13 protein-coding genes and 5 pseudogenes are annotated in these 15882 nt (G+C 61.0%); 8 read left to right on the top strand and 10 right to left on the bottom strand.

Translation table 11 applies throughout. The annotated features are described in order from the left end of the window. Nucleotides 1–16 precede the first annotated feature (16 nt). From P5W98_RS03275 to P5W98_RS03260, 4 genes and pseudogenes are all read right to left on the bottom strand, one after another. Nucleotides 17–700, bottom strand: coding sequence for a site-specific integrase (locus tag P5W98_RS03275; protein WP_434718268.1), 684 nt, complete (start codon nucleotides 698–700; stop codon nucleotides 17–19). A 79-nt stretch (nucleotides 701–779) separates the two neighbouring features. Beyond that, nucleotides 780–1990 (bottom strand): IS3 family transposase gene (locus P5W98_RS03270; RefSeq protein WP_434718267.1). Its coding sequence is split into 2 segments (ribosomal slippage): nucleotides 780–1675 and nucleotides 1675–1990, totalling 1212 coding nucleotides; the frame shifts between segments, so codons are not numbered across the junction. A gap of 78 nt (nucleotides 1991–2068) precedes the next feature. Continuing rightward, nucleotides 2069–2599: a hypothetical protein gene (locus tag P5W98_RS03265; protein WP_434718266.1), complete on the bottom strand. Its 531-nt coding sequence runs from the start codon at nucleotides 2597–2599 to the stop codon at nucleotides 2069–2071. Between the two features lie 488 nt (nucleotides 2600–3087). Beyond that, nucleotides 3088–3543, bottom strand: a pseudogene (locus tag P5W98_RS03260) (IS66 family transposase); the annotation flags it as partial. A 47-nt stretch (nucleotides 3544–3590) separates the two neighbouring features. On the opposite strand from P5W98_RS03260, the gene tnpA (P5W98_RS03255) reads away from it, so the two are divergent. The 3 genes from tnpA (P5W98_RS03255) to tnpC are packed head-to-tail and all read left to right on the top strand — an operon-like array spanning nucleotide 3591 to nucleotide 5923. Continuing rightward, nucleotides 3591–3950: an IS66 family insertion sequence element accessory protein TnpA gene (tnpA, locus tag P5W98_RS03255; protein WP_434718265.1), complete on the top strand. Its 360-nt coding sequence runs from the start codon at nucleotides 3591–3593 to the stop codon at nucleotides 3948–3950. After that, nucleotides 3950–4318 carry an IS66 family insertion sequence element accessory protein TnpB gene (tnpB, locus tag P5W98_RS03250; protein ID WP_421079050.1) on the top strand — a complete coding sequence of 123 codons (369 nt, stop codon included), beginning with the start codon at nucleotides 3950–3952 and terminating at the stop codon, nucleotides 4316–4318. Before tnpA (P5W98_RS03255) ends, tnpB (P5W98_RS03250) begins: the two co-directional genes overlap by 1 nt. 18 nt (nucleotides 4319–4336) lie before the next feature. Then, nucleotides 4337–5923, top strand: coding sequence for an IS66 family transposase (gene tnpC / locus P5W98_RS03245; RefSeq protein WP_434718498.1), 1587 nt, complete (start codon nucleotides 4337–4339; stop codon nucleotides 5921–5923). A gap of 32 nt (nucleotides 5924–5955) precedes the next feature. On the opposite strand, the pseudogene P5W98_RS03240 reads toward tnpC, so the two are convergent. The 3 genes and pseudogenes from P5W98_RS03240 to tnpA (P5W98_RS03230) form a co-directional block, all read right to left on the bottom strand. After that, a pseudogene (locus tag P5W98_RS03240) lies at nucleotides 5956–6471 on the bottom strand (IS66 family transposase zinc-finger binding domain-containing protein); the annotation flags it as partial. A gap of 96 nt (nucleotides 6472–6567) precedes the next feature. After that, nucleotides 6568–6924, bottom strand: a complete 357-nt coding sequence (gene tnpB / locus P5W98_RS03235) for an IS66 family insertion sequence element accessory protein TnpB (RefSeq protein ID WP_434718264.1) — start codon at nucleotides 6922–6924, stop codon at nucleotides 6568–6570. Beyond that, nucleotides 6921–7412 (bottom strand): IS66-like element accessory protein TnpA, encoded by a 492-nt coding sequence (gene tnpA / locus P5W98_RS03230; protein WP_434718263.1) that lies wholly within the window; start codon nucleotides 7410–7412, stop codon nucleotides 6921–6923. The genes tnpB (P5W98_RS03235) and tnpA (P5W98_RS03230) overlap by 4 nt, the downstream gene beginning before the upstream one ends. Nucleotides 7413–7505: 93 nt before the next feature. Here tnpA (P5W98_RS03230) and P5W98_RS03225 point away from each other — a divergent pair, with 93 nt between their 5' ends. The 3 genes and pseudogenes from P5W98_RS03225 to P5W98_RS03215 all read left to right on the top strand — a co-directional run bounded on the left by P5W98_RS03225 (nucleotide 7506) and on the right by P5W98_RS03215 (nucleotide 10178). Continuing rightward, nucleotides 7506–8351, top strand: a complete 846-nt coding sequence (locus P5W98_RS03225) for a tyrosine-type recombinase/integrase (protein WP_434718262.1) — start codon at nucleotides 7506–7508, stop codon at nucleotides 8349–8351. A gap of 8 nt (nucleotides 8352–8359) precedes the next feature. Next, a pseudogene (locus P5W98_RS03220) lies at nucleotides 8360–9580 on the top strand (IS91 family transposase). A 400-nt stretch (nucleotides 9581–9980) separates the two neighbouring features. After that, nucleotides 9981–10178 carry a hypothetical protein gene (locus tag P5W98_RS03215; RefSeq protein WP_434718261.1) on the top strand — a complete coding sequence of 66 codons (198 nt, stop codon included), beginning with the start codon at nucleotides 9981–9983 and terminating at the stop codon, nucleotides 10176–10178. Between the two features lie 1089 nt (nucleotides 10179–11267). Here P5W98_RS03215 and P5W98_RS03210 read toward each other — a convergent pair. From P5W98_RS03210 to P5W98_RS03200, 3 genes and pseudogenes are all read right to left on the bottom strand, one after another. After that, nucleotides 11268–11642 (bottom strand): annotated as a pseudogene (locus P5W98_RS03210) (winged helix-turn-helix domain-containing protein); the annotation flags it as partial. A gap of 180 nt (nucleotides 11643–11822) precedes the next feature. Next, nucleotides 11823–12971: an ISAs1 family transposase gene (locus P5W98_RS03205; protein WP_434718260.1), complete on the bottom strand. Its 1149-nt coding sequence runs from the start codon at nucleotides 12969–12971 to the stop codon at nucleotides 11823–11825. Between the two features lie 4 nt (nucleotides 12972–12975). Further along, nucleotides 12976–13428, bottom strand: a pseudogene (locus P5W98_RS03200) (transposase); the annotation flags it as partial. Nucleotides 13429–14009: 581 nt separating this feature from the next. On the opposite strand from P5W98_RS03200, the gene P5W98_RS03195 reads away from it, so the two are divergent. After that, on the top strand, nucleotides 14010–15131 hold the full coding sequence (locus P5W98_RS03195; protein ID WP_434718259.1) for a DegT/DnrJ/EryC1/StrS family aminotransferase: 1122 nt from the start codon (nucleotides 14010–14012) through the stop codon (nucleotides 15129–15131). Continuing rightward, nucleotides 15128–15880, top strand: coding sequence for an SAM-dependent methyltransferase (locus P5W98_RS03190; protein ID WP_434718258.1), 753 nt, complete (start codon nucleotides 15128–15130; stop codon nucleotides 15878–15880). Before P5W98_RS03195 ends, P5W98_RS03190 begins: the two co-directional genes overlap by 4 nt. Nucleotides 15881–15882: the final 2 nt, after the last annotated feature.

The raw sequence follows: 15882 nt of genomic DNA, 5'->3' as shown, positions 1-15882 counted from the left end.
TTCTTGATAAGAAAGTTCAGAGGCGACAACTACTATGCCGCCGGGGGGCAAGTGTGCGCAATGCCTTGATGTCTACCGACGTATAGATCCTCGTAGTGTTGGGATCACGATGACCCAACACCTCGCCGATTTCGCTGAGCGAGGCCCCGCGGCTCAACATCTGAGTGGCCAGGCCGTGGCGGAACTGATGAGCACCCATCGTGGGTGCGTCGATGCCAGCGCGCTGAAGCGAATGTCGGACGAGGGAGCCGACGCCACATGGTCCACGAAAACCGGTGATGGGCGCCTTTGCACGTAAAAATACGCGACGACTGGCGCTATGAGGACGCCCGCGCAGCAAATAAGCGGCAATTGCCTTGCCGACGTCCGCAGGTAGGGGCATCTCGCTGCGTTGCCCACTCTTGCCGTGCACGCTCACCTGGCCGGCGCGCCAGTCGATATCATCGAGCTCGAGAAATGCCACCTCACCAGAGCGTAACCCCAATCGCGCAAGCAGGAGCAGGATGGCGTAGTCGCGCCGCCCGATTGCAGTCCGTCTATCGATGCTAGCCAGCAACTGTCGCGTCTGCTCCGCAGAAATCGCTCGAGGAATTGACGGCATCGACCAGTTGGCGACGACCGGAACGGCGGCAGCCAGATCCAGCGTAACGTCGCCGCGATAGCGCGCATAGCGTAGAAAGGAGCGCAGTGCAGTGGTCATTAGCTTGGCTCGCTTCAAATGCAAACTTGGTGCACGGTACTGCACGAATGGAGTTGACCCTGTAATCCCGGACACAGCATCACACTAAGGTTGCTGAATCCATTGCGCGACGGAACGCTCTGGGCGAGCGGTATTTCAACGCGCTATGGGGATGCTTCTCGTTGTAGTGCTCGAACGCGATGGCCAGGTTGCGTGCAGCAGTCGCCGCGTCCGGCTTCGGCATGAAGGCAACGTAATCGCGCTTCATCGTTTTCACGAAGCTCTCGGCCATTCCGTTACTTTGCGGGCTGCACACGGGCGTGGTCAACGGTTTCAGACCAATACCTGTCGCAAACCGGCGTGTTTCGTCGGCTGTGTAGCCCGAACCGTTGTCGCTCAACCATTCAATTTCGGATGGCGTATGCAGCGCATTGCCGAAGCGATTTTCCACCGCTGCGAGCATCACGTCGCGCACGATGTCGCCGCTGTGGCCTGCCGTCGTGGCCGCCCAGCTCATCGCCTCGCGGTCGCAGCAGTCCAGCGCGAACGTCACGCGCAGCGGCTCGCCGTTGTCGCACCGGAACTCGAAACCATCCGAACACCAGCGCTGGTTGCTGCGCGCCACGGCCACCTTGCCGTCATGTCGTCGCTGAGGACGGGGCGGTGCGGTGCGGCGCTGCATCAGCAGTCCATGCGCGCTCATGACGCGATAGATACGCTTCGCATTGAACGGCACCAGTCCCATGGCCTCACGCTCGTCGCGCAGCATGCCCCACACCCGGCGATAGCCGTAGCTCGGCAAATCAACGACCACCCGGCGGATTTCCTCAACCACGGGCGCATCATCGGTTTGCCTGGACTTGCGGCCATCCTGCCAATCGGCGGGTCGAGCAAGCTGCGCCGATACGTTCGAGCGCGACACGCCGAGAACTTCACAAACCAGTTTCACTGGCCGTCCTCCGGCAGCAAGGGCGCGTGCGCTATCCATTTTTTTGCTCGGCCATATTCAACTGCTTCGCGGAGAATCTCGTTCTCCATAGTCTTCTTGCCGAGCATGCGTTGCAGCTCACGAATCTGCTTGAGCGCATCGGCCAGTTCCGATGCCGGAACCACTTCCTCACCAGCCTTGACCGCTGACAGGCTCCCGTCTTGGTACAGCTTGCGCCAGTGGAACAACTGGTTCGGATTCACGCCGTGCTGCCGCGCGACCAACGAAACTGATTTCCCCGGTTCAAAACTCTCTCGAACCATCGCCAGTTTCTGCTCCGCCGTCCAGCGCCGCCGACGCTCCGGGCCCGTCAACACTTCCATCACTTCCTGCCTGGTGTCAGTCAAAAACACAGTCTTATGCCTACCCGTAATTTTAAGTGGGAGACTGTGTCCGGTGTTTCAGGGGGCTACTCCAACGAAGCTCACGATATCCACGGCACGTAATCGCGATAAGTTGACCTTCCCGTTACCGAAACAATGGCGGAGAAAGTCGCAGACGAATGGCACGTAGTAGTTGATCGTTGCATCGGCGAGAGCCCGAGCATCGCGCAGGTACTCCGCGTATGCCTGTGCACAGATCTCAGCCGGTGGCACCCGACGTGTTGCTGTCTTCTCGACAGGAATCACGCCCTCACTCCGCATAAAATCGATGAGATGACGGAGTGCAGCCCGATCGCCACGGTAAGGTTGCACATGTCGGGCGCGAAAGCGCAAATACCGTGTCGCGTGGTCGTAGCAGATGTCCTTTACGCTGACACCTGTCTGCTTAAGCCAAAGACTAAAGCATGCGGCGATACGTATCTGCTGCTTCATGGACTGCGCGCTGTATCCCTGGGCGCTGATCGCATCCGCAAACGATATCAAATGGGCTGCAAGCGGCCCTTCTGGCGCATGAGAGGGCGTGACCCGATCATGAATGGTGTACTTCACGATGACCTCCTTCCCCGGCGTGGGGAGCTGATGGAAGGAGTTCAAGATTATCTCTATCCGGCGTCGGCTGTTTGACTAGGAAAAGCCGTCTTCATGCAATTACAAGACATAATTCGGAAGGGAAGATAGTGCCGCCTGTACTAAACCGCTGAAGCGGTATTGGGGGGAATGGTGGACGTCAATATCTGGCGTTCGACCATCACGGTCGTCTACTGCCGAACCGCCGGCATGGCAGGCCGTCCACCTGGAGCAGTATGGAAGTGCCCGATCGGGCATTCCATCCACTGTTTCAGGAGGTTCGCCATGACACCGCTGCGCGAACGCATGCTGCATGACAGTAAGCGATGATTTCCGCACACCGAATGGAGAATCGTTCGCAGCCAGTGGGCAAGCGTAGCCGCATCGCGACGGTCGAGATCAACCAGCGATGTCTGCGTCAGGGTGGTGAGCATGCGCGGCTGTCAGCGTGCTGACGCGCATCCAGTTTGTCAGTCGGACTGCGCTTTTTCCCGCTGCTGTTGGGCGTAGCGGAACGGCAGCAAATCAGTCACATCAGCATCCGGTGCGCGCTGCGGCATTTCGGTGAGTATGTGCATCAGATAGTCGTATGGATCGACACCGCAAGCTCTGCAAGTCAGCATCAAGCTGTACACGGTAGCGCTCGCCTTCGCGCCATCTTGAGTATCACTAAATAGCCAGTTTCGCCTTGCGACGGCAAACGGCCTGACGTCACGTTCGCAAACATTATTATCTATCGGAGCTCGGCCATCGGTTACGTAACGGCTCAGATATTGCCACTGGTTGCGCGTGTACGCGATTGCCTTTCCAAGCAGACTCTGCGGCGCCACAGTCGGTGCCAGTTCGTCGAGCCACGTCTTGAAGGCGTCGAGCAGCGGGACACTGTGCTTTTGCCGCAGGTCGTATGTGTAGTCGGCACGTGGTAAGCGGTAAGCCATGAGCGTTATAGAGTTCGCGTAAGTGTCGTTGCAGAATGCTCCTCGTTCAGTCCGATCAGGAGCAGACGATGAGTGCAACAGCAAAGCGAGAGGAAGTGGAATCTGCATGGCGGCAGCGGCTAGCGCGCTTTGCAGAGTGCGGACAGACGGTCAGAGCGTTTTGCCGCGAGGAGTCGGTGTCGGAGTTTCGCTTCTATCATTGGCGGCGGCGCTTGCAGAGCCCGGCATCACCGCGTGGTGCGGATGTGCCCACCGCAGGCACAGCCTTTGTCGATCTGGGTACCATTGCGGCAACTGACACGCACGTCGAGCCGGGCACCCCGGCTGGACAGGCGAATCTGACGATCCGCCTCGATCTGCCCGGCGGCATCGTTCTCACGATCGCGAGAAGCTGATGTTCTTTCCGGAACAGCAGGTGCGCGTGTTCCTGTACGGTGCCCCCGTGGACATGCGGCGTTCGTTCGATGGCTTGTACGCGATCGCGCGCCACAGCATGCCGGTCGATCCACTTGGGGGGCATCTGTTCGCGTTCATCAACCGTCGTGCCACGCAGATCAAGGTGCTCTACTTCGATCGCAGCGGCTGGTGCGTTTGGGCCAAGCGGCTCGAGCAAGGCCGCTTTCTGGCCAACTGGAACCGGGTGGATACGCGTGAGATTGATGTCACGCAACTGAAGCTGTTGCTGGAGGGAATCGAGGTCATCCGGCAGCGGCATCGTTACCGGCACCCGCAGCCACAATCACCTGTGAGGCCCTGGCCATGAGGCATACCTTGCCCTATGATGGTGGCCATGCCATCGACAGCCGCCACCGACGAGACCATCGCTGCGCTCACCGCGCGCGTGGCGGCGTTGTCGGCGCGATGCGATGCGGTGCTCGGCGAGAACGCACAATTGCGCGCGCAAGTCGCGTGGTTCCAGCGCCAGCTGTTCGGTCGCAAGAGCGAGCGTCGCATCGTCCAGCCCGATGCGCCACAAGGCACGCTGGGCGAAGCCTTCGATGCCGTGCCCGATGCACCGGTTCCAGGCAGGAAGACACGCATAGCCGGCCACGAGCGCAGCGCCCCGCCCAGGCGTGCGGATGTCGACGAATCGACACTGTTCTTCGACGAGGGCAAGGTACCGGTCGAAGTCATCCCGGTTGCGAACCCCGAAGCCAAAGGACTCGATCCCGAGGATTACGAAGTAATCGGCGAGCGTGTGAGCCACCGGCTGGCCCAGCGTCCCGGCAGCTATGTCGTGCTCAGGTACGTGCGCCCGGTGATCAAGCGGCGCGATACGCAGGCGCTGTCGTGTCCTGCGGCGCCGGTTGGTGTGATCGAAGGCAGCCGCGCCGATGTGTCGTTCATCGCCGGGCTGCTCATCGACAAGCTGGTGTACCACCTGCCACTGTACCGTCAACATCAGCGGCTTGCCCAATGTGGCATCCGCGTGTCGCGGCAGTGGCTCACGCAGATCGCGCAAGCGGCCATTGCGCTCATCGAGCCAATCCACGACGCGCAGTGGCAATCGATCCTGAGCTCGCGCGTCAAGCGCATGGACGAGACGCCGATCAAGGCCGGGCGGGACGGCCCCGGCAAGATGAAGTCGGCGTACTTCTGGCCTGTAATGGGCGAGCGCGAGGAGATATGCTTCCACTACCAGCCGAGCCGGCGGCAGGAGCACGTCGAGCAGTTGCTCGGGCAAACCGCAGCGACTGGCAGCGTGCTGCACACGGACGGCTACAAGGCATACGCCTGGTATGCAAAGAAGACGGGACTCGCCCACGCACAGTGCTGGGCGCACAGCAGACGTGCGTTCGTGAAGGCAGAGGAGATCGAGCCGGCACGGGTGGCCGAAGCGCTGGAGCATATCGGCGCGCTGTATCGCGTCGAGGAAGACATTCGGCAGAAGGGCCTGACAGGCTCCGGCAAGCGCGCCTGGCGGCAGCAATATGCGAAGCCGGCGGCGCAGCAGTTCTTCGTCTGGGTGGACAGGCAGTTTGAGGCGCAAGGCTTGCTGCCGAGCAGTCCGCTCACGAAAGCGCTGGCCTATGTACGCGAGCGCCGCGAAGGACTGTTGCTGTATCTGGACGATCCGGACGTCGAGATCGATACGAATTCATTGGAGCGCGCGCTGCGCGCCATTCCAATGGGCAAGAAGAACTGGATGTTCTGCTGGACCGAACTCGGCGCCAGGCAAATCGGTATCGCGCAAAGCCTGCTGGTGACGTGCAAGCTGCACGACATTGATCCCTACGACTATCTCGTCGACGTGCTGCAGCGCGTGGGCCAGCACCCGGCGTCGCGCGTGCACGAACTCACGCCGCGCATGTGGAAATCGCTCTTCGCCGACAATCCGTTGCGCTCGCCCTTGCATCAGGACGTCTGATATCGCAAGGACGTCGGTGAATTACCGATTACGCAGTGCCGGCATGCCCATTTGGAGCGTGCATTCTGCCGCACGGTCCACTTGACTTCGACGTGCAGCTGTTCGCTGACGTCCTCGCCGATGCGATGCATCGTATTGCCGCAACACGGGCAGCCTCGCTGGTCCTCCGGCAGGTCGTATTCAACACGTCCGCGCTTGAGATAGGCCGGCAGTGGAGTACGGCCAGCCTTGCTTCGTTCAGGCTGACTGGACGGGGGCAGTCCGGTCTCGGGCAGCGCCGGCTGGACACCCTCGTCTTCTTCGTCGGAGGGTTCGGTGCGGGCGATCTGCTCGGCCTCGTCGAACACGCGATCCTTGCGCTTCTCGCTCTTTGGCGCGTAGCGTTCAGCCTGCAGCAGGCGGATCTGTTCTTCGAGTTGCTCGATGCGCTGATTGAGCTCGCCGATCTGAGCGTCGCGCTGGGCAATGTCCTGTGTCGCGCGCTCTTCGAGATCGCGGATATAGCCTCTGACGGCGCTGGGTACGTGCTTGAGATCGGGATGATTCATGCGCTCCAGGATAGCGGAGCACGGCGCGCCGTGGGTTTACGTCAACCCGTAAAAAGCGCGCCGCCGTTGTTTACGTGCAACGCGCCTTTGCGCAGACTAGCTGGCGTGCAGGTAGCGGCGCACAGGATGGCGACGAACGGCGTCGATATCGATACCGTCGAGCAGCCAGTGAAGCTGCTCGGTCGTCATCTCGATGACTTCTTGAGCTCGCTTCGGCCAGACGAAACGGTCTTCCTCAAGCCGGCGCAGCAGCAGCCAGAATCCGGTGCGCTCGTACAGCAGAAGTTTGACGCGATCGCATTTGCGGTTGCGGAAGGCGTACACGGCGCGGGCGAGCGGGTCCAGCTGCATCGACTCCGTGACCAGGGCCGCGAGCGTGTTGATGCCGCAACGGAAGTCGACAGGCTCGCGACAGAGGTAGACCTTCAGATCGGGATCGAAGCGCAGCATCATCTCGCCCTCAGCGCATCGATCATCGCCTTGAGTAGTGCCGTATCCTGCTGGTCACATTCGAGTTCAAGACTGACGCCGTTGGGCAACTGAGCCACCAGGCGTGAAGGCAACGGTGCACGTTGCGAGGGTCGCATCGGCTCGGGCCGTTTCACGGCCGGCTGGGGGTCGGACAGGGATGGCCTGGCTGGCAGGTGCACAGGCTCGGCATCGACCACTTCCAGAACAGGAACGAATGCCGACGTACTGGCTGGTTCCGGCTGCCGTGCAGACCGGGAGCGTGTCTTTATACGATCGAGGGAAATCCACTTGCGAAGCTGGTTGGCGTTCACGCCGGCCTTGAGTGCCAGCCCGGCCACGGAAGCGCCGGGTTTCTGGCACGCCTCGATCAGCTTGCGCTTGCTATCCCGGTCGTACCGGTTCTTGCCGTCGGCCGATTTACCAATTACCCGAAGGGGCAGGAAGTCAAAGTCAGTTTGTAGGTCAGTCATGATCTGCGTCCGCAATGTGTAAGCTGCGGACGCAATCTTGTTCCTGGTTACCCGCACGTTCCAGATGAGCCGAAATTACCGCTTACGCATGACATGCAGATCCGCAACCTTGCAGACAACACCCAGAAGGCCTATCTGCTGCAAGTCTCCAGTTTCGCCCGGCACTTCCGGCGCTCACCCGAGGTGCTCGGTCCCGAGGAGATCCGTGCCTGGATCATCCACCTGACCAACGAACGCAAGCTCGCGGCCGCCAGTGTCCAACTGGCCGTCGGCGCGCTGCGCTTCCTGTACCGGATCACGCTCAGGCGCGACTGGAGTGACGAGGATTTCCCGTTACCCAAACGGCCCGTGAAACTGCCCGTCATCCTGAGCTTCGACGAAGTGACGCGTTTCTTCGAGTCCATTCCGAGCCTGAAGCAGCGCACCATCCTGATGACTGCCTACGCGGCCGGCCTGCGAGTATCGGAAGTCGTCCACCTGAAGGTCACCGATATCGACAGCAAGCGGATGATGATTCGCGTCCGCCAGGGTAAAGGCCGTAAGGACCGCTATGTAATGCTCTCGCCGCGACTGCTCGAGATCCTGAGACTGTACTGGCAGGATGCTCACCCGCGGGAGTGGCTGTTTCCGGGCAACATTCCCGGGCGGCCCATCACGCGCTGCGCAGTCGGCGAGGCATGCGCGCTTGCGCGCCAGCGCAGCGGCATCACCAAACCCGTTACTCCACATTCTTTGCGCCACGCGTTCGCCACGCACCTGCTGGAAACCGGCGCCGATGTACGCCGGATCCAGCTGCTGATGGGACATCGCAGCATGGCGACCACAGCCCGGTATCTCAAGCTGGCTACGAGCACCGTGTGTGCCACCACCAGTCCCTTCGACCTGCTGCCGCGCCCCGCACCCATCCCGCCTGAACCCATACCTCCCGCATACTTCTGAAGCCGGCGATGCGACCGGCGCTCGAGGTGGCGGACATCTTCCGCCGCTGCGGGCCTTACTACCGGCAGAACCATGCCGACGCCCTCAGTCGCGCCCAGCGCCGCGCGATGAGCGCCATCGAGCTGTGCCGTACCGCCGCGCTCGGCGGACATGTTTAGCAGTGCGATACATGTGGTCATCAGCGCATTGCCTACGACTCGTGCCGCCATCGCTGCTGTCCGAAGTGCCAGTCGCTCGCCCGCGCGCAATGGCTCGAACGCCGGCGCGCCGAGCTACTCCCCTCGATCGAATACTTCCACGTCGTCTTCACACTTCCCGAGCCCATCGCTACGCTCGCGTACCAGAACAAGAAGACCCTCTACGATCTGCTGTTTCGCACCAGCGCCGAGACGCTGCGCACGATCGCCGCCGATCCGAAACACCTGGGCGCGGAGATCGGCTTCATCACGGTCCTGCACACGTGGGGGCAGAATCTGCTGCACCATCCGCACGTGCACTGCGTGGTAACGGGCGGTGGCATCGCGCCGGACGGTGAGCGCTGGATCGCCTGTTGGCCCGGCTTCTTCCTGCCGGTGCGGGTGCTCTCGCGCCTGTTTCGCCGCCTCTTTCTCGAGCAGCTGCGCCGCGCGTTCGACGCTGGCGTGCTGCGCTTCCATGGCCAACTCGAGCCGCTGCGTGATCTGCGAGCGTTCGCCGCCTGGCTCGCGCCCGCCGCCCAGGCGGAGTGGGTCGTTTATGCGAAACCACCGTTTGGCGGCGCGGCCCAGGTACTCGATTACCTTGGCCGCTACACGCATCGCGTTGCCATCTCAAATAACCGGTTGCTGCGCTTTGATGGCGATTCGGTGTTGTTCCAGTGGAAGGACTACCGTCACGAAGCCCGCCACAGGACCATGACCCTGACGGTCGACGAGTTCATCCGCCGCTTCCTGCTGCACGTGCTGCCCGACGGCTTCAAGCGCATCCGTAGCTACGGGTGGCTCGCCAATCGCCATCGGGCGGCGCGCCTGACCACCTGCCGGCGGCTGCTCGGCGTCGAGCCGGCTGCCGCTGCGTCACCCATCATCGCGGAAGACTACCGCGACCGTTACCAGCGGCTCACCGGCAGGTCACTGCGCGATTGCCCCGTGTGCGGCAAGGGCCACATGGTCCGTATCGAAGGTGCACTGCCTAGCCGCACGCCTGGCATCCTCGCTCGGGCTCCACCTGACCCCAGCCATGTGCACTGACCGGCATCAGCACCACCCCCGCCCACGTTGGTCTTCCCCCACGCGGCCAACGCGAACCGACGCGTGCCCTGGCGTCGTCGCACCATCACAATGCCGCGACACTCCGCATTCCTTACCCATTGACGTCCGCATTTCGGCTGTCTTCGCACGACGCGCCCGGCCAACCGCCCGGTTCTGGCGCGCGCCACCCGTGCGCCGGGCATCACAAATCACGCCGACGAGCATTCAACGCCCATAGACGCCAGCGCCTGCGGAGCGGTTTAGCACAAACATTTTTTTGATTACCGATCGCGGACTGCCCCCGACCGGCCTGTTCACGCGTCCGTAGCCGCGATCGCCAACCAAAAAAATCTCTGCTCTATCTCTTGATAGAGATAGGCGGCACACCTGTGCCGTCCATTTGCTTCGTTCAGGCGTAGACATCAACACCATTCGGGCATGGTTGGGGCATGTATCTCTGGATACCACCCATATCTATGCGGAGGTCGACCTGGAAATGAAGGCTAAAGCGCTTGCCCTCTGCGATCTACCGAAGGAGAAGAGGACCAGGCCTTGGCATACTGATGCTGGCCTCATGAGTTTCCTGAAAGCCCTTTGACGCTTGATAAGCGGACAAAGGTTATGTTGCCGCGTTTCGAACGCGGGTGCCGCAAGAATGGCATTCCGGTCTTCGCGGCAACATAAGTTTCGGCAAAACATAACCGTTTGTGCTGCAGCACATTTACGCTACCTCGCTTACCGCGATAATCGCAAGCTGTTCGACGCTGTACAGGACGGCTGGGGAGCGCACCTGTCGACGCTGGTCACGCGCACCCTCAACACCGCGGTGGCATCATGAGCCGCCAGTACGAGGAAGTTCGCATGCCGCTCGCGGAAGGCACGACGCTGCTGCACCCCGAGCGGGCGCTGCTCAGGTGGGAAGGCGTCAGCAAACGTTCCGATATCGGTCAGATCTGCTATCTGACGCGTGACACGTCGAGCCCACAGCGCTCGCGACACACTTTCGACCAAACAAGCTTCAGCAGCGAACGCGCCAGGATCGTACGTCTGCTGGTGACCCAGCTTTCCGGGCGTATGACATTTGGTGCGATGCGTCCGGGCACAATCAGTACAGCACTGCGCGGCGTGCTTCAGTTCGTCAACTGGGCCGACAGGCAAAGCCTGCATCAGGTGCTTTGTGACGAGGAGGCTACCGCAGAGGCGGTTCATCGCTACTTCGCGGAGAAGCGCGAACAGGTCTCGCTGGGCAACCTGAACCGCAATTCCATCGCCCACTATCAGCGCAGTCTGTTGTCGATGCTACGTGAATTCTTCAGAAACGACGACTTCTGCGCCGATGCAAGGGTGCCGCGCCGCCAACAGGATGCTTCAGTGCCGACTGCTGTGCCTGACGTCGAAGCACAGGCCGCCCTGCTCGCGTGGGCTGACGCTCTCTTTAGCAGCATCAGCGCGCTGGTGCTCGACTTCAAGCCGTACCCGGTGCGCGTAAGCAGGACGCGAGGCGAGAGTCTTTGCCTTGTTCCACACCCACATGGCCGTCGTGAAGGCGACGACTCGCTCGGCCTGGTTGGCTGGAATCTGGAGGCGGGCGAGCTGCGCACCCGGGAAGAACTCATGATGCGCACGACCGAGGCCGGAGCTAAAAATCCTCGTCAGCGCTCGGGGGCCATCGCCAGGCGTGTGGCTAAGCGCGTTGCAGAGGCTTTTGCGGCGTCAGGTTCAGACGCGCCAGCATCGTACCGATCGAGGCGAGGCTCAGCGTCGTACCGTATTTACGTTGCACCAGTTCGCGTACCAGATTGCGCGTCCAAAGCCCGAAGTCAAAGCCATACTGCATCGGGTTTTTGCCATTGATCCAGCGCAGCACCTGCTGCTCCTGAGCGGTCGTGAGCTTGCGCGGGCGGCCTGTCGCCTGAGTCGAGCGCAATGCACGCGCACCTCGCCCTTGGCCCCGAGCCTTCGCCCTCAGCTTGTATGCCCACGAACGATGCATTCCAAACGACGCCGAAACCGCATCGGGATGTTCCCCTTCATTCATTCGCTGAAGCGCGAGAATGCGCATCTCTTCGAGAATGTTGTGCGCCAGACTTCTTCCGTCTCGTTTCACGATCCGTAGCTCCGTCGAATGACACGACTCGATAGACTTTCATTCGACGAGTTAGTTCCCTAACTTACTGACCTATGAGTAACACTCGTCGCAATGCTGGCAACCCCGATGGGCGGGCAAATCAGGGCTGGAGCATCAAATTTTCTGTAGTTTCAAGACTTGAGCGAGATAGTCGGGCTCCCATGCCGCAAGCTTGCGTCGTTTGGGCAAGCTGAGCTTGCGCGAAGTGTCAGTCCGGAACAGGTTGATGGCGAGCCGGCGCAGGTACGAGAAGTTCAGCGCAGCATTGCGCAACCGGATCGGGTTGGCATCTTCGTTGAAGGTCACGTCCAGGCACCAGTGCAGGCCGTTCTCGACGCCCCAGTGGGTACGGGCGACATACAGGATGCGTTCGGCGTCGGCCGGCAGTGAACTGATCACATAGCGCGTCTCGCTCTGGTGCTGCCCGTTCATCTCTCGCTGCGACTCGATGCAGGCCACCGAGCGCAGGTTCGGCCAGCGCGCACGTAGTTCGATGGCGTCGAGCCAGTCGAGTTCACCCACCGCCGTACAGCGGCGGGTCTCGAAGCGGCCGTGGCCTTTGTCCACGGTTTCGTGGAGATGACTGGGACGGGGCCCATAGCCCGGCTGGTTCAGACAGGCGAAGAACTCCCGCAGCGCGGTAGCCAGCGTGTGCTGGTTGTCTTTGACCGCGAGCACGTAATCACCGCCGCCCTCGACGATTTGCCCGGCGATCGCCGTCTGGCAGCCGATCGCGTCGATGGTGACCACGGCACCGTCGAGCGCCAGCGTCGGCAGCAGCGCCTTGATCGCCTCGATCTCGTTGGACTTCTCTTCGCACGGGCGCTGCCCCAGCGTCAGGCCCATCTCTGCCGCATACGCTGACACCAGGTGCAGCGCATTCAGGCCGCGCGCGGCTGAACGTGAGCCACGCAGGCTCTTGCCATCAATCGCGATCACTCGCCCGTCGAGCGCGCCACATACGCCCTGTGCCCATTCCACAAACTGGCTTTCCAATGCCGCCGGCGAGAGCGACTCGAACACTCGACGGATCGTGTCATGTCCGGGTACCCCGTTGCGCAGCCTCAGGTACTGCTGCAACCACGCCTGCCGGGCTTTTCCCCATGCCTCGATGTCGTCCCAGCCTTCGGCTCCCGACATCACCGCACATAGCGCCAGTACCACGATATCGAGCAGATCGTGATCGCAGCGCCCCGTCACCCGCGTATCCGGCAGATCCCCAAATATCGCCACCAGCGCCTGCACTTCCTTGTTCCCGCTCACCCGGGATCGGCAGCACCATGCCGACGCCCCCGTTACCCAGTACGCTCACACCCAGCGTCACGATGCATTGCGCCCAGACGCGTTTGGGCCGGTTGGTCTTGCCGCTGTGCTCGCGTCGCCACGCCACGCCCGGTGCCTTCTTCGAGCAGCGCATGATCAGCGTGTCGTCCAGGACCATGGTGAGCGAGCAGCTGGGCAAGACGGCAAGCACCAGTCTCAGCAGCGCTCGCGCGAGCGGCACCGTACGCCAGGTGCCACGCTCCAGAAGCTTGAAATACGCCGTCCAGTGGCGCGTACACCCAATGGCCGAGATCGCGCGGCTCACCCATCCTTCGGGCGAAATCATGCACCCGCTCAGCAGCTCGAGGAAGCTGGTTTGCGAGCGAATCGGCACGGCGGTAAGCAGAACGTTGATCCATTGGCTCAGGTAAAACTCAGTGCGTTTCGACAGTGACATGGCTATCGCAAGAGAACCGAAAACGATTCTCATTGGCCGCCGCGCTGCTTGCGCTAAAACCTCGCACAAGCAGCGCGGCGGCCCCACGATTGCCTGTCTATGTCAAGTTGTTTTCGAATTCCGAACCATTTTCCAGCGCCCCTCATCGGGGTGCTGAATGTCTAAAGTCGAGTTCGGTGAGTCACGGCGAATTCATCGGGCGGGTAACGGGGCGTTACAATATTCCCATTGAACTCTTGACAAACAGATATGGGGTAGAATAAACAAGGCCGTATCGCAGGGTTGGACGGTCTTCGTGCGCTGTCGCGTGCTGAGCGGCTCTCTTGGAAACAACGAGCCGCTCGATGCGCCCTCATCGAGCCTAATGGCGGCAGCAATGTCGAAACCTTTCCAGGTAGCACTGAACCCGTAATCGCGCTTATGCGTGGAAGCTTGGTCGAACCTCCGCGTTTGCGGGTTTTTTTTGTGCGTGACACAATACGGCCTCGCGAAGGTCTGGTGCCGCCGCATTGGTCGGCTGTCCGATTCCTTTACAAATCACGGTATTGTCGATTGTCATTTCCAATGAAGGTTATTGCCGTATGGCCAGCAAGGTTCCCCTCTTTTCGGTCGAAGCGGCAAATCGCGGTATCGATCTGACCGGAGCTTTCAGCCGGGTCGCGAATAGCCACTGGTTCATTTTGGGCGGCGAAGTGGCAGGTTTCGAACGCGCGTTTGCGAACTATGTCGGGGTCGGCGCCTGCGTTTCACTCGCCAACGGCACGGACGCGCTCGAACTGTCGCTACGCGCACTCGATGTGACCCGGGACGACTCCGTGGCGCTCGTCGCGAACGCGGGCTTTTACGGCAGCACCGCCGTTCATGCCATCGGTGCGAATCCCCTCTATGTCGATATCGATGCCGATTCCCTGACCATGTCGCCATCGGCGTTACGCGAGGCGCTGCTGCGCCATAAGCCGAAGGCAATTATCGTCACCCATTTGTACGGACAACTCGCGGCCATCGAGGACATCGCGGAAATCGCCTCGCGAGCGGGCGTTCCCCTGATCGAAGATTGCGCGCAGGCTCATGGGGCCATGCGCGGCCAGCGGATGGCGGGCAGCTTCGGCACGTTCGGCTGCTTCAGCTTCTATCCCACCAAGAACCTCGGCGCATTGGGCGACGGTGGCGCGGTCACGTGTTCGGACGAAGCTCTCGCGAAGAAGGTGAAGGTGCTGCGCCAGTACGGCTGGAATACGAAGTACAGCGTCGAGACGGCAGGCGGAAGGAATAGCCGCATGGATGAAGTGCAGGCTGCGATCTTGCACGAGAAGTTGCCGCACCTCGATGGCTGGAACGCCGAGCGTAAGGCCGTCGCGCGACGGTACGGCGCGGCGTTTGCCGACTTGCCCGTGCGAACCGCTGCGTCGGTCGATGACGATTACGTCGCGCACCTTTACGTCATTCGCACACGAGAGCGCGAGGCGCTTCGCGCGTTCATCGGTGAAAGAGGCGTCGCGTCGGAAGTCCATTATCCGATTCCCGATCATTACCAGCGTGCCTACGCAACCGCATCCGCCGCGCACGATGTCCATTTGCCCGTGACTGAGCAGAGCACCACCGAAATTCTCACTTTGCCGTGTTTCCCGGGCATGACGGAGGAGCAGGTGAATCATGTGATCGCGGCTGTCCACGCATTTTTTGATCGCGCACCGAGGCAATGAAAAAGCCAAAGAATCGCACTTCGCAAATCGGCTTCGAAGACTTCCGTCGCCTGGCACGGGACGAATCGCTATCGAAATATGAGCGCATCGGTTTTCCGGACGAGTATCGGGAAGGATTCGAGAGGCAGATATTCGACGACATTGCAGGCAAGCTCTATAACCTGCAACGTCAACAGCAAACCGTGCTGGATATCGGTCCCGGCTGTAGTGATCTGCCGAACATGCTGATTAATCTTTGCGAGAGAAATGGCCACTCGCTCACGCTGGTGGATAGCGAAGAAATGCTGCGGCAACTCGATGACCGCCCATTCCTCAGCAAGGTTACGGCGCCTTATCCCGACTGTCCCGAGTTGATCGACGGGCTCAGCGGGGCCGTCGATGTCATTCTTTGCTATAGCGTGCTGCAATACATCGTGCTCGACACGGCGTTTTTCCGCTTTCTGGACGATTCGCTTTCCTTGCTCGCACCCGGTGGTCAGATGCTCATCGGCGATATCCCCAATGTATCGAAGCGCAAGCGGTTCTTTTCGAGCGAAGCGGGCATCCGCTTTCACAAGGATTTCATGCGCACGGCCGACGAACCCGTGGTTCGCTTCAATCAGATCGAACATGATCAGATTGACGACGCCATTGTTTTCGCCATTCTCGGCAGAGCGCGGTCTGCCGGCTTCGATGCCTATCTGCTCCCGCAAGCGCGCTCGCTGCCAATGGCGAATCGCCGCGAAGATATTCTGATCCAACGACCCTGAGG

This window comes from Paraburkholderia sp. A1BS-2L (assembly GCF_051125205.1).
In the GTDB taxonomy this organism is placed as follows: domain Bacteria; phylum Pseudomonadota; class Gammaproteobacteria; order Burkholderiales; family Burkholderiaceae; genus Paraburkholderia.
The sequence above is the reverse complement of the archived record's forward strand: the minus strand, read 5'-3'. Positions and strand labels throughout refer to the sequence as shown.

Coding starts and splice junctions, on each gene's coding strand:
- tnpA (WP_434718265.1), top strand. CDS start 3,591: ATGCTCCTCGTTCAGTCCGATCAGGAGCAGACGATGAGTGCAACAGCA.
- P5W98_RS03195 (WP_434718259.1), top strand. CDS start 14,010: ATGGCCAGCAAGGTTCCCCTCTTTTCGGTCGAAGCGGCAAATCGCGGT.
- P5W98_RS03190 (WP_434718258.1), top strand. CDS start 15,128: ATGAAAAAGCCAAAGAATCGCACTTCGCAAATCGGCTTCGAAGACTTC.
- tnpA (WP_434718263.1), bottom strand. CDS start 7,412: ATGACTGACCTACAAACTGACTTTGACTTCCTGCCCCTTCGGGTAATT.
- P5W98_RS03275 (WP_434718268.1), bottom strand. CDS start 700: ATGACCACTGCACTGCGCTCCTTTCTACGCTATGCGCGCTATCGCGGC.
- tnpB (WP_434718264.1), bottom strand. CDS start 6,924: ATGATGCTGCGCTTCGATCCCGATCTGAAGGTCTACCTCTGTCGCGAG.
- tnpC (WP_434718498.1), top strand. CDS start 4,337: ATGGTGGCCATGCCATCGACAGCCGCCACCGACGAGACCATCGCTGCG.
- tnpB (WP_421079050.1), top strand. CDS start 3,950: ATGTTCTTTCCGGAACAGCAGGTGCGCGTGTTCCTGTACGGTGCCCCC.
- P5W98_RS03225 (WP_434718262.1), top strand. CDS start 7,506: ATGCAGATCCGCAACCTTGCAGACAACACCCAGAAGGCCTATCTGCTG.